This is a genomic window from Paenibacillus alvei DSM 29 (assembly GCF_000293805.1).
Classification (GTDB): Bacteria; Bacillota; Bacilli; order Paenibacillales; family Paenibacillaceae; genus Paenibacillus_B; species Paenibacillus_B alvei.
The window spans coordinates 318,018-331,533 of the sequence record NZ_AMBZ01000004.1; the positions used below are offsets into that span (position 1 = coordinate 318,018).

Below are 13,516 nucleotides of genomic sequence, written 5' to 3' on the forward strand. Positions count from 1 at the left end.
GACATTGATTCAAGGCAATAATGATTTTACTGATTAAGATGAACAATTTGTTATAAAGTGAAGAAAACCTATTAACTCAGTTGAAAGATTTTTTAAGGTATGTAGGTCTGTTTTAAGCATTTATAAAAGCAGACGCAATTAAGGAAAGGAGGCTCTATGATGAGAAATAGTATCGAGTTCGAAGTATACGGGAACTATGCATTGTTCACTGATCCGTTAACGAAGCTGGGTGGAGAGAAGCTATCTTATCAGGTTCCTACCTATCAAGCACTGAAGGGAATTGTAGAATCGATCTATTGGAAGCCGACATTGCTGTTTATCGTGGATGCAGTGCGCGTCATGAATCCGATTCGCATGGAGTCTAAGGGAATTCGGCCAATCGATTACGGCGGGGGCAATACACTGGCTAACTATACGTATTTGAAAGATGTGCGATATCAATGTAGAGCACATTTTATTTTTAACCCGCACAGACCGGATCTGGAATATGACCGCAACGAGCACAAGCACCACAATATATTGAAGCGTTCTCTGCAAGCTGGTGGACGGCGAGATATTTTCCTAGGGTCACGAGAGTGTCAAGGGTATGTGGAACCTTGTGTATTCGGAGAAGGTGAAAGCTTTTACAATAATTATGGCGACATCTATCTCGGAACGATGGTGCACGGCATTAATTACCCGGATGAGACGGGCAGACGGCAAATGGAGACACGATTGTGGAATCCAGTTATGCGGAACGGGATTATTGAATTTATTGCGCCGGACAATTGCACCCAAGTACGTACTATTGCGGATATGGAGCCTAAGCAGTTTACGAGCGGGAATATGGAATCCGTTGATGATCTGTTCGCCCAAATGGAAGCGGGTGAAGCTAGGTGAGTTGGCTGCTGCAATTATATGAGACGTATGAAGCGAATCTGGATCGAGTAGGTGTTATAGAAAAGAAGCGCAACGAGCAAGAATTTACGCTGCTGCCGATTTCGCATACGACGCAGACGGCACATATCGAAGTGAATGTGACGGAGGACGGCGAATTTCATTCTTCCAGCTTCGTAGATAAGAGTGATGCCAGTACGTTAATACCGTGTACGGAAGCTTCGGCGAGCCGGGCGGGCTCCAAAGTCGCTCCGTATCCGCTGCACGATAAGATTAGCTATGTGGCTGGAGATTATACCACCTATGGCGGTCAAGTAAAGAAGGAAGATCCGTTCACCGCTTATATCGAGCAATTAGGTGACTGGGCGTCGTCTCCCTATGCCCATGCCAAAGTGAAAAGTATTTATGCGTATGTGAGCAAAGGGCGGTTGATACAGGACTTGGTGGAGGACAAGAAGCTCGCACTGGATGCCAACAACCGTCTGATCGGAAAATGGGACAAGAAATATGCCTCTCTGTACAGCGAGAAACCGCAGATTTTTTCTATATTAACCGGTGAACAAGATAGTGCCTTCATACGGTTTAACGTCTACTCGTCGGGTGAGCATTTAGACAAAGTATGGGATGATCCAGAGATGTATGAATCGTTCGTGCAGTATTACAACCAGAGGCTTGGAGCTGAGAAGCTCTGCTATGTAACAGGCAACATGCTGCCGAGCACTGACAAGCATGCAAATAAGATTCGCAATGCGGCAGATAAAGCTAAGCTCATCTCGGCGAATGATACGAGCGGCTTCACGTTCAGAGGAAGGTACAGTCATAGTGTTGAAGTTGCAAGCATCAGCTACGAAGTATCGCAGAAAGCCCATAATGCATTAAAGTGGCTTATTCAGCGGCAAGGCAAGATGATTGATCAGCGTGTTTTTCTCGTATGGGCGAACGATGCGCTATATGTCCCTGCCCCGGAGGACGACACGTTCTCACTCGATCCTACACCGTTTGTAGTACAGCGGAAATCGTATACGAATCCAGAGCTGGCACAAGAAGTTGCCAAGGCATTGGATGGCTATTGCAATAAGCTGGCATCTTCCGATTCCAAAGTGAACCTACTCGTTCTCGACTCGGCGACAACAGGGCGAATGGCTGTACTCTACTATCGGATGATGGAGAAGCAGCAATACTTCGACCGTTTGTTGAAATGGCACACGAGCTGTGTATGGCTGCACCGTTATCGCAAGGACGAAAATGGGGATTTTGTACAGTTCTCCGGTGCGCCGTCTACAAAGGATATTGCATTTGCAGCTTATGGTTCCAAGGCGAATGAGAAGATCGTGAAGGGATTAATGGAGCGCATGCTGCCTTGTATTGTAGATGGAAGAGTGATTCCGTCCGACATTGTCAGAAGTGCGATCCGCCGCGCTTCCAACCCGATATCGATGGAGAAGTGGGAATGGGAGAAGACGTTAAGCATCGCTTGCGCCTTGGTGAATAGAGAGTTGCTAAATAAGAAGGAGGGGTACGAGGTGGCATTGGATAAGGAAAATAAGGATCGCAGCTATCTGTTCGGGCGGTTGCTGGCAGTTGCTGATGTCTTGGAGCGTCGGGTGTTGGACGAAGAATCACGCCGATCCGGCAAACCAGGGTCAAGTCATGTACGTGCCAGTAATGCGATTCGGTATATGAATTCATTTGCACAGCATCCAGAACGAACATGGAAAACGATTCAGGCCAGCTTGCAGCCGTACCAAGCGAGATTAGGGTCGAAAGGCTATTATTTATCTGGAATCATCGACGAGATTGCCTCTGCATTTCATCATGATGACTTTAATAACAAGCCATTATCAGGAAAGTATCTGTTAGGCTTCTATAGTCAGCGGCACGAGCTTTATAAGAAGAAAGAAAGCCCTGAAAGTTCAAGTGAACAATCCAATGAAGAGGAGCTGGAATCATGACAGTTTTGGATCATAAAGTTGACTTTGCGGTTGTATTTTCGGTAACGAAGGCGAATCCCAATGGCGACCCGTTAAATGGGAATCGTCCACGTCAGAACTATGATGGACATGGCGAGATATCGGATGTGGCCTTGAAACGCAAAATCAGAAATCGATTGCAAGACAACGGAGAGTCTATTTTTGTCCAATCCAATGATCGTAATACGGATTCGTTCAAGAGCTTGAGAGAACGTGCCGAAGCGAATGAGGCGCTGGCTAAAATAATGAAGGCAAAAGACGGGGCAAGCGAGGAGTTCGCTAAGATAGCTTGTGAGGAATGGATCGATGTCCGGAGCTTTGGCCAAGTGTTCGCTTTCAAAGGAGGATCAGATAAAGGAGTCTCCGTCGGTGTGCGCGGGCCAGTATCGATTCATACGGCAACTAGCGTAGAACCGATTGATATTACCAGTATGCAAATTACGAAAAGCGTGAATTCTGAACCAGGCAAAGATAAAGGTTCGGATACGATGGGGATGAAGCATCGCGTCGACTTCGGCATATATGTATGCTACGGCAGCATTAACACCCAATTGGCAGAGAAGACGGGATTCACGAACGACGACGCAGAGAAAATCAAGCAAGCGCTTGTAACGATGTTCGAAAATGACGTCTCTTCTGCCAGACCTGATGGGAGTATGGAAGTAGTGAAAGTGTTCTGGTGGGAGCATCGTTCGAAGCTCGGACAGTATTCTTCAGCGAAAGTACACCGTTCCTTGAAGGTTAGCAAAAACAAGGAAGAACCTAAATCTTTAGAGGATTATACGATTGCGTGGAATGAGCTGGACGGATTGAGCGTAGAGGTCATTGATGGCCTATAAGGATGAAGATGATTATTTGCTGTTATCTGGTATTCAGCACTACCAATTCTGCAAGCGGCAATGGGCACTCATTCATGTAGAGCAGCAGTGGGAGGAAAATGTAAGAACCATCGAAGGACAGCATCTCCATCGTCATGCAGATCAGCCGTTCACGAGAGAAAAGCGTGGCGATAAGCTTGTCGTTCGTGCGATGTCAGTGAAATCGCATGAACTGATGTTCTCTGGGGTGTGCGATGTCGTAGAGTTCATTCGAGATGAGCGCGGAGTTCCTATCAACGGAGCGGACGGCACATACTTGGCATATCCGGTTGAGTACAAGCGAGGCAAGCCGAAGAAGGATGAATCGGACGTGCTGCAATTAGCAGCACAGGCGATCTGTTTGGAGGAGATGCTGCTATGTGATGTACAGACAGGATATATTTTCTATCAAGAGCTGAAGCATCGGGTTGAAGTGCCGCTTACGGATGATGTGAAGCAAAAAGTACGGAAGATCGCCGTAGAGATGCAAGATTTTTATAAGCGCAAGATTACGCCGAAAGTGAAGACAGGAGCATTTTGCAAAAGCTGTTCGCTTCATTCTATATGCTTGCCCGCACTGATGAATAAACGGACGGTCAAAAGCTATATTGAGGGGAAGATCAAGGATGAGGCGTCTTCTTAACACGTTATATATAACCCAGCCGGACGTTTATTTGTCGCTGGACGGTGATAATATCGTACTTCTAAAGGAGCAAGAGAAGCTTGGCAGACTCCCGCTGCATAATTTGGAAGCGATCATATCTTTCGGGTATACGGGTGCTAGTCCGGCTTTAATGGGATATTGTGCGGATCGGAATATTTCGATTACTTTTCTGACGATGAGTGGAAGGTTTCTGGCTAGGGTTATTGGACAGAGCAAAGGCAACGTTGTGCTAAGGAAGAAGCAATATGCGATATCCGAGGATGAATCTTGGTCTGTGAAGATCGCCCGCAACTTTATAGTAGCCAAGATTTACAATCATAAATGGATGGTCGAGCGAATGACTCGGGATTATCCGCTGCGGATCGATGTGGCACAATTCAAAAAAGTGTCGGAGCAATTATCCTCTCTTATGATTGAAGTCAGAGCATGCGAAGATTTAGAGCGGTTAAGAGGCTTGGAGGGTCAGGGTGCTGTAAGCTACAACAAAGTGTTCGGCCACATGATCTTGCAGCAGCAGGATGACTTTTATTTTCATGCACGCTCGCGCAGACCGCCGCTCGATAACGTCAATGCAATGTTGTCGCTTGCTTATACCTTGCTGGCTCATGATATGGCGTCCGCCTTGGAAGCAGTGGGGCTTGATGCCTATGTCGGCTTTCTGCATCGTGACCGACCGGGACGAGTGTCTTTGGCGTTGGATGTGATGGAAGAGCTGCGGGGCGTCTATGCGGACAAATTTGTTCTGGCCTTGATCAACAAGCGCATATTGAACAAAGATGATTTCTTCAAAAAGGAAAATGGCGCTGTTCTGATGACGGATGATGCGCGCAAGAAGTTCTTGGATGCGTGGCAGAAGAAAAAGCAAGAAAAGATTAGCCATCCTTTCCTTGGAGAGAACATCAGTTGGGGATTGGTGCCGCATGCCCAGGCACTATTGCTAGCTCGCTATTTGCGCGGTGATCTGGATGAATACCCTCCATTTTTATGGAAGTAGGTGTATGGGATTGTTGGTGTTAATTACGTATGATGTCAGCACTACGAGTAGCGATGGACAGAGACGGTTGCGCAAGGTGTCGAAGACGTGCCAGAATTATGGTCAGCGTGTGCAGCATTCGGTGTTCGAATGTAATGTAGATGCCGCTCAATTCGCTGCTCTCAAGATACAGCTCGCGGATATCATTGATCAGAAGGAAGACAGTCTTCGATTCTATCAGTTAGGTAACAACTATAAGAACAAGGTTGAGCATATCGGCGTGAAGGAATCGATTGATTTGGATGGGTCATTGATTTTCTAGTGCGAATGTGAAGTGCACATGATTTCTCTGGGACATTCGCACCTGCTTTTTGCCATTTTTATACCAGTTCCATGATGTCAATGTATGGTTCTCAGTTGTTTTTTATTTAAAATCGCGATTTTTGATTGAATAAATCATTATATTTAGACATTTTGATTGTTTTAGTCAATAATCGCTGTCGCATCCTACGCGGATGCGTGGATTGAAATAAATTTATAAGTCGTATTTGGACTCAATTTTTTAAGTCGCATCCTACGCGGATGCGTGGATTGAAATATGGTGTGGACGGTGTAAGCCCATACGTAGTAAGTCGCATCCTACGCGGATGCGTGGATTGAAATATCTGTTCCAGCTTCGCCAAAATCGCATTTAACACGTCGCATCCTACGCGGATGCGTGGATTGAAATACAGCACTAATTATTGCTTTTGTCATAAAACCCGTCGCATCCTACGCGGATGCGTGGATTGAAATCGATACAAGGTATAAGAGGATGCACGAATATCAGTCGCATCCTACGCGGATGCGTGGATTGAAATTCTCCATCCAGTCCAGAGACGGGCACAATCATGCAGTCGCATCCTACGCGGATGCGTGGATTGAAATACTACTGGAGAGATAAGGACAACCCCCATGAATGCAAAGTCGCATCCTACGCGGATGCGTGGATTGAAATCTTTGGTACAACCGGATCGGCGAATTTTGAAGAAGGTCGCATCCTACGCGGATGCGTGGATTGAAATACGATAACGCTCTGGAACGATACAGACGATCTATGTCGCATCCTACGCGGATGCGTGGATTGAAATAAGTAGGCATGTTTTACTTATCCAAACTCAACTTAATGTCGCATCCTACGCGGATGCGTGGATTGAAATACAATTGCTGGAGGAGTGGTGTCATTTATCTTCCCAAGTCGCATCCTACGCGGATGCGTGGATTGAAATCCTTTTTGTCCGAACCATTAGGTTTAGTATAACTTTGGTCGCATCCTACGCGGATGCGTGGATTGAAATACATAAAATACAACGATCATTTTTCATTTGTATCATCGTCGCATCCTACGCGGATGCGTGGATTGAAATTTCAGAGATTTTTCGCCACTCCGCATATTTAAAAAGTCGCATCCTACGCGGATGCGTGGATTGAAATACCACTGGAGAGATAAGGACAACCCCCATGAATGCGTCGCATCCTACGCGGATGCGTGGATTGAAATATCCATCCATATGTAGAGTCATCGCCATCCGTCAGTCGCATCCTACGCGGATGCGTGGATTGAAATCGAACGAACTCGCGCCCTGGCTTAACGGCCAACTAAGTCGCATCCTACGCGGATGCGTGGATTGAAATTTCAAACCGTCAAAACCTTTCGGATCGACGGCCACGTCGCATCCTACGCGGATGCGTGGATTGAAATTGGTAGTCGTCCAAACGCAGGAAGAGGCTGAAATCGTCGCATCCTACGCGGATGCGTGGATTGAAATACAACGTTGATTACGACAGAAGAGATTGACGAAGTCGCATCCTACGCGGATGCGTGGATTGAAATAACTACAATACGGCTATGCAGCTGTCGAAAATCGGGGGAGTCGCATCCTACGCGGATGCGTGGATTGAAATTCCGAGGGCCTTATTATCGCAGGTGGCGATGTGGGTCGCATCCTACGCGGATGCGTGGATTGAAATTATATTTGAGGTCGAGAAACAAAACAACAACAATAGTCGCATCCTACGCGGATGCGTGGATTGAAATTTTGCCATCCAAGTAAGCTTTACCGGAGTGCACGGTCGCATCCTACGCGGATGCGTGGATTGAAATGATGACTTCGCAAAAACAACATGGTTAGAACTTTGTCGCATCCTACGCGGATGCGTGGATTGAAATAGTGTCGTATATTCAGCCTCGGAGAAATACACTCTATGTCGCATCCTACGCGGATGCGTGGATTGAAATACCGACAAAGCAAAGAACAACAAGGACGGCAAGTGGTCGCATCCTACGCGGATGCGTGGATTGAAATTCGGAATGGTCTTCCAAATGTCCGAGACTCCGCAGTCGCATCCTACGCGGATGCGTGGATTGAAATATTAAAGTAGGGAAAGGAAGCAGCAGCGGCGCTAGTCGTCGCATCCTACGCGGATGCGTGGATTGAAATCGCGGATCAGACAGTCAGTCGAAGAGCAATACGGTCGCATCCTACGCGGATGCGTGGATTGAAATATTCGAATACATGGCGAAGCAAATGAAATCGTTTTGTCGCATCCTACGCGGATGCGTGGATTGAAATTTCGAGAACAAGGAACCAAACTGAAACGGGCTACGTCGTCGCATCCTACGCGGATGCGTGGATTGAAATAATTTCGTAAAACCGATTATAGACGGGTTGGTTGCAGTCGCATCCTACGCGGATGCGTGGATTGAAATTCAATGGTGGTGATTTCTATACGTTGTCCCGTATCGTCGCATCCTACGCGGATGCGTGGATTGAAATAGCTACAATAACGGGGCTGAAAAGTATCAACTGCCGTCGCATCCTACGCGGATGCGTGGATTGAAATATTTATGGACGCGCAAGGGAACTGTTATCCAACGCAAGTCGTATCCTACGCGGATGCGTGGATTGAAATCAGATGAGGTTAGAAGTAGGATAGTCAGCCTACTGAGTTGCATCCTACGCGGATTCGTGGATTGAAATTGTCTAACAGCGGGAAGGTTATCAGTCGTTTTTGTCGTCGCATCCTACGCGGATGCGTGACGGAATACTAGAACGTATATTCGCTGACAAAGTTTGTCACTTGGTGCTTCTATAATAGAGGTATTCTATCGTATAGAGGTGAAAAAGTAGTATGGACTCGACAATTCTTGAGCTGCGGCTTCATCCTAATGTTATCCCCTATTAGCATATTTACTGTTTTATTTCAACACTTAAAAGGACTGGGATAATCATTGTCCCGCTTGCCATTCATCTGTTGGGGATTCCCCAATGGACATAGGTTAGATATATAGTAGCGGCATACCTCATTTTGAAATGGGGCAAAGCAATATGTTATATCTTTAATAGCGTTCATTTCTCTTATGAACGAAGAAGCTATGTGCTGACTGCTAATGAAATCGTACATTGGGGAAACATATGGTTCACCAACTCATCGATTATCCCCACTCAGTCGAAGATGGATGACTTGCCTGACGGCAGCCTGCTGTTCGAAGCAACCTGAATCATGAGCAGAGCTTTCTGAAATGGATCTCGCAGTATGGATCTTCAGCGGAGATATTCGATCCGTTTTCAGTAAGTGAGAAATTCAAAGAGCAGTTAAAACGTTGGAGGCATGTATATGGGGATTCATGACCATAGACTGTCAACATGCTATCATGGGCTATCGTAAGGGGGAACTGCATGAGATTTTTTCCGCTTGGAGATACAGCGATCGTCGTTGAATTTGGTACCGTCATCGGATCGGACACTCATGATCAAGTTCGGTTGTTGTCGCTTTACCTTGATGAGCATCCGATGTATGGAATGATTGAATATGTTCCCGCTTTTACGACTGTTACGGTATTTTATAATCCGGTATTACTGCGGTATTCAGAGGCACAAAAAGCGTTAGAAAGCGCCGCAGCCCAATCGTTACAAATGAAGCTTGAAGGCAATGTTCGAACTGTTGACATTCCGGTATGTTACGGCGGGAGCTTTGGACCCGATTTGGAGGAGGTCGCTTCGCATAACGAGCTATCACTGGATGAAGTTGTTCGTATTCACAGCAGCGGTGAATATGTTGTTTATTTGCTTGGATTTGCGCCAGGATTTCCGTTTTTGGGCGGCATGTCGGAGCGGATTTCCACACCAAGGCGCTCCACACCAAGGCTTGCGATTCCATCGGGAACGGTCGGGATTGCCGGTATGCAAACAGGAGTGTATCCAATCGTTACGCCTGGCGGCTGGCAATTGATCGGACGCACGCCAGTGCCGCTATTTCGTCCAGACATGAATCCTCCAACCTTGCTTAGGACAGGGGATAGTGTACGCTTTTTGCCGATTACAGAAGAGGAATACAAGAAATGGGAGGGGCACGGGACATGTATATCCGGGTAAAAGCGGCGGGCATGTTGACGACGGTTCAGGATCTCGGCCGTTTTGGGTTGCAAAAGTATGGCGTACTTATAAGCGGTGCAATGGATGCGGCGGCACTAAGGATGGCGAACTTGCTGGCAGGCAATGAAGAGGGCGAGGCGGCTTTGGAGATAACGCTGCTTGGGCCACAGCTTGAATTTGAAAGGGAGCCGTGATCGCTTTAGCGGGAGGCGACCTGTCTCCTAGCATTGATGGAATGGCCATTCCGCTCTGGCGCCCCGTGTATGTTCCTGCGGGAAGCACACTGAATTTCGGGCGAGTCTTATCGGGCTGTAGAGCCTATCTGGCAATAAGCGGCGGGATTGCCGTTCCGAAGGCAATGGGGAGCAGCAGCACTTATTTGCGGGCAGGAATAGGCGGAGTGCATGGTCGAGCGCTTGAGGCTGGAGATGTGCTGGAAACAGGTGAATCTGTGGAATGGTTCAAAACATGCTCCGATAAAACAGTCGTCATGCCGTGGGGGGCAGGTCATTCGATTCGGCCTGCATACCAAGAGAATCCGGTGATTCGCGTCGTCCGTGGTCCTGAGTTTGACAAATTCATTGCAGAGAGCAAGCAGCGTTTATGGACGGAACCGTTCCGTGTCACGACACAGTCGGATCGGATGGGCTATCGGCTCGCAGATGTGCCGCTTGCTGTGGCAGCACCTGTTGAAATGATATCGTCTGCCGTTAGCATGGGCACGATTCAAATACCGCCGGAAGGCAATCCGATCGTGTTGTTGGCGGATCGGCAAACGGTCGGCGGATATCCTCGAATCGCTCATGTAATTAGTGTGGATTTGCCGCTTATCGCCCAAGTGAGACCAGGCGGGTGCATTCGATTTACAGAGGTAACACAAGAAGAAGCGCAAGAATTGTATGTGAAGCGGGAACAAGAAATTGCCCAATTCCGGCAGGGGCTGTCCCTGCGGATGCGTTAGGAGGAGAGAGGTATTATGCATCGAATCGATATAAACTGCGATATGGGAGAGAGCTTTGGCGCATATCGGCTTGGCTCAGATGAGGCCATATTGCCGTTCGTGACGTCCGTGAATATTGCTTGCGGTTTCCATGCCGGCGATCCAACCGTCATGAAGCGGACTGTAACGGCAGCACTTGAGCGCGGGGTAGCGATTGGGGCCCACCCAGGACTGCCTGATCTAGCTGGATTCGGAAGGCGAAACCTCGATATTACTCCTGAGGAAGCTTATGATATGGTTGTCTATCAGGTCGGGGCACTGTACGGATTTGTTACGGCGACCGGTGGACAGATGCAGCATGTGAAGCCGCATGGTGCGTTGTACAATATGGCTGCAAGCGACTATGCGCTGGCAGAGGCGATTGCCCGGGCTGTCCATGATTTGAATCCAGAGCTGGTGTTGTTCGGGCTGTCGGGTAGTGAACTCATAAAGGCTAGACAAGCCGTTGGACTCCGTTGTGCGCATGAAGTATTCGCAGACCGGACGTACCAAAGGGACAGTTCATTGACGCCGCGTCGGGAAGCCAATGCGCTGATTACAGATACCGAGGAAGCGGTTCAGCAGGTCATTCGCATGGTAAAAGAAGGGGTTGTCTACGCTGTTCAGGGTATTGATGTGGCGATACAAGCCGATACAGTATGCATTCATGGCGACGGTGCGCACGCGTTCGCTTTTGCCCAAAGCTTGCGGCAGCGATTGAGTGGGGAAGGGATTGTTATGCAATCCGTTTTAGCAAAGTAGGAGTTTATTCAATTTATCTATCTTGTACTCTAGAAGAGATAGTGTTATAGGAGACAGGCGAATTGGCCTTAAATGGGAAAAAGGTGTTTATGCTTCTCTTTTAGAGAGTTCATCTCTTAGAAAAGCATTGACACCTTTTTTATTTGTCGATTTTGTGAAAACATTTTCAAAATGACGTAATAAATAATTAGATTCAGTCAATATGTTTTTATATATTGCGTATTATTTATTTATATTATACATTAATTGAAAAGGATAAAATATACATTTTCTTGTTGTTTGGAGTCGGGATAGAACAAGAACTCGGTAACAGTGGAATAGGGAGGATAACCGTGATCGCGAAAAATAAGGAAAGTACTCAATTGGCTGGTCTGTATGTAGATGAATCTCAAAGAAACGTGGCTGTTGCCAAACTTGTGGAGTCTGCTCTCCGCAATGGAGAAGGCCATTTAACTTCGACAGGCGCTTTGCAAGTCACAACAGGCAAATATACGGGGCGTTCCCCGAAGGATAAGTTCATCGTCAGAGAGTCGGGCACGGCTGACCATGTCGCTTGGGGAGAGGTGAATCAGGCTATCACCTCAGAGCAATTCGACTCGCTGTATAACAAAACGATCAATTACATGAAGAGCCGCAAGCTCTTTGTGTTCGATGGATATGCAGGGGCAGACCTGGCTTATCGCTTGCCTGTTCGCTTCATTAATGAATACGCGTGGCAAAATTTATTCGTTCAGCAATTGTTTATACGTCCAACAACGAATGAGTTGTTAACGCATGAACCTGAATTTACTGTGATTACAATGCCAGGCATGAAGGCGGATCCGGCTGTCGACGGAACGAATTCCGAGACGTTCATTGCCATTTCCTTCGAAAGAAAGACTGTGCTTATCGGCGGTACTCATTACGCGGGCGAGATAAAGAAGTCGATTTTCAGCGTTTTAAACTATTTGCTGCCCTTCCGCGGCGTCATGCCGATGCACTGTTCGGCGAATGTAGGTGAGGATGGAGATACGGCGCTGTTTTTTGGATTATCGGGAACAGGCAAGACGACATTGTCGGCTGACCCGGAACGCCGCCTCATCGGCGATGATGAGCATGGCTGGTCCGATGCGGGTGTATTCAATTTCGAAGGCGGCTGCTATGCGAAATGCATTGGACTGTCGCAGGAGAAAGAGCCGCAAATCTGGAATGCGATTCGGTTCGGCTCTGTTCTGGAAAACGTGTGGATTGATGCCGTAACTGGTGTGGCTGACTACCATAGTAATGCACTGACGGAGAATACGCGGGCAGCTTATCCGATTGATTATATTCAAGATTCGATCATCCCCGGTACTGCAGGCCATCCGAATGTCATTATCTTTTTGACCGCAGATGCTTTTGGTGTGCTGCCTCCAGTATCCAAGCTGACGAAGGAGCAGGCAATGTATCACTTCCTGTCCGGATATACGTCTAAGCTGGCGGGTACGGAACGCGGCGTAGCCGAGCCGGAAGCGACATTCTCGGCGTGCTTTGGGGGGCCGTTCCTTCCATTGAGACCGGATGTGTACGCAGAGATGCTCGGCGACAAGATCACGAAATACGGTGTAAAGGTTTATTTGGTCAATACAGGATGGAGCGGCGGTCCCTATGGGATAGGCGAGCGGATAAATCTGTCGCACACACGAGCGATGGTCAAGGCGATTATAAATGGAAGTATCGAGAAGGCGTCCTTCATTCCTCATCCTATATTCGGCATGCTTACCCCTGATGCGGTGCCATTCATTCCCCATGAACTGCTCGATCCGAGAAATATGTGGGCGGATAAATCGGCCTATGATCGTAAGGCGAAGCAGTTGGCGCAGATTTTTGCTCACAATTTCGAAAAATTCAGCGATGTAGCGGAATCAATCAAGCTTGCCGGCCCGCGTCTATAGTTATAAGTGAGAAGGGGCTGCCCTTGTGTTATGAATATAACGCAGAGGCGGCCTCGTTTCATTTGGCGCGAAGAATAATTTATAGAAAAGCATTTCATTATGATGGA

Annotated in this window: 10 protein-coding genes, 1 pseudogene and 1 CRISPR repeat array; all 11 genes and pseudogenes read left to right on the forward strand. The window is 47.5% G+C overall.

The genetic code is table 11. The features are described 5' to 3' along the window. The first annotated feature begins 159 nt into the window (after positions 1 to 159). Positions 160 to 879, forward strand: coding sequence for a type I-C CRISPR-associated protein Cas5c (gene cas5c, locus PAV_RS15220; protein WP_005547694.1), 720 nt, complete (start codon positions 160 to 162; stop codon positions 877 to 879). Then, positions 876 to 2,828 (forward strand): type I-C CRISPR-associated protein Cas8c/Csd1, encoded by a 1,953-nt coding sequence (gene cas8c / locus PAV_RS15225; RefSeq protein ID WP_005547696.1) that lies wholly within the window; start codon positions 876 to 878, stop codon positions 2,826 to 2,828. Before cas5c ends, cas8c begins: the two co-directional genes overlap by 4 nt. Then, positions 2,825 to 3,685 carry a type I-C CRISPR-associated protein Cas7/Csd2 gene (cas7c, locus tag PAV_RS15230; RefSeq protein ID WP_005547698.1) on the forward strand — a complete coding sequence of 287 codons (861 nt, stop codon included), beginning with the start codon at positions 2,825 to 2,827 and terminating at the stop codon, positions 3,683 to 3,685. Before cas8c ends, cas7c begins: the two co-directional genes overlap by 4 nt. Further along, positions 3,675 to 4,346, forward strand: coding sequence for a CRISPR-associated protein Cas4 (cas4, locus tag PAV_RS15235; RefSeq protein ID WP_005547700.1), 672 nt, complete (start codon positions 3,675 to 3,677; stop codon positions 4,344 to 4,346). Before cas7c ends, cas4 begins: the two co-directional genes overlap by 11 nt. After that, a complete protein-coding gene (gene cas1c / locus PAV_RS15240) occupies positions 4,330 to 5,361 on the forward strand; it encodes a type I-C CRISPR-associated endonuclease Cas1c (protein ID WP_005547702.1) in 1,032 nt (343 codons plus the stop codon). Before cas4 ends, cas1c begins: the two co-directional genes overlap by 17 nt. A gap of 10 nt (positions 5,362 to 5,371) precedes the next feature. Continuing rightward, positions 5,372 to 5,662: a CRISPR-associated endonuclease Cas2 gene (gene cas2, locus PAV_RS15245; RefSeq protein WP_005547704.1), complete on the forward strand. Its 291-nt coding sequence runs from the start codon at positions 5,372 to 5,374 to the stop codon at positions 5,660 to 5,662. A 177-nt stretch (positions 5,663 to 5,839) separates the two neighbouring features. Then, positions 5,840 to 8,360: direct repeats of the CRISPR family, unit length 32 nt; unit sequence GTCGCATCCTACGCGGATGCGTGGATTGAAAT. Positions 8,361 to 8,757: 397 nt separating this feature from the next. Next, complete coding sequence (locus PAV_RS36905) at positions 8,758 to 8,880, forward strand: hypothetical protein (protein WP_262866989.1); 123 nt, start codon at positions 8,758 to 8,760, stop codon at positions 8,878 to 8,880. A 179-nt stretch (positions 8,881 to 9,059) separates the two neighbouring features. Then, positions 9,060 to 9,755, forward strand: a complete 696-nt coding sequence (gene pxpB, locus PAV_RS15250) for a 5-oxoprolinase subunit PxpB (protein ID WP_005547706.1) — start codon at positions 9,060 to 9,062, stop codon at positions 9,753 to 9,755. After that, positions 9,740 to 10,716: pseudogene (locus PAV_RS15255) on the forward strand (5-oxoprolinase subunit C family protein). Before pxpB ends, PAV_RS15255 begins: the two are co-directional and overlap by 16 nt. A gap of 15 nt (positions 10,717 to 10,731) precedes the next feature. Further along, complete coding sequence (locus PAV_RS15260; RefSeq protein WP_005547713.1) at positions 10,732 to 11,496, forward strand: LamB/YcsF family protein; 765 nt, start codon at positions 10,732 to 10,734, stop codon at positions 11,494 to 11,496. Between the two features lie 332 nt (positions 11,497 to 11,828). Then, complete coding sequence (gene pckA / locus PAV_RS15265) at positions 11,829 to 13,409, forward strand: phosphoenolpyruvate carboxykinase (ATP) (protein ID WP_005547715.1); 1,581 nt, start codon at positions 11,829 to 11,831, stop codon at positions 13,407 to 13,409. Positions 13,410 to 13,516 lie beyond the last annotated feature (107 nt).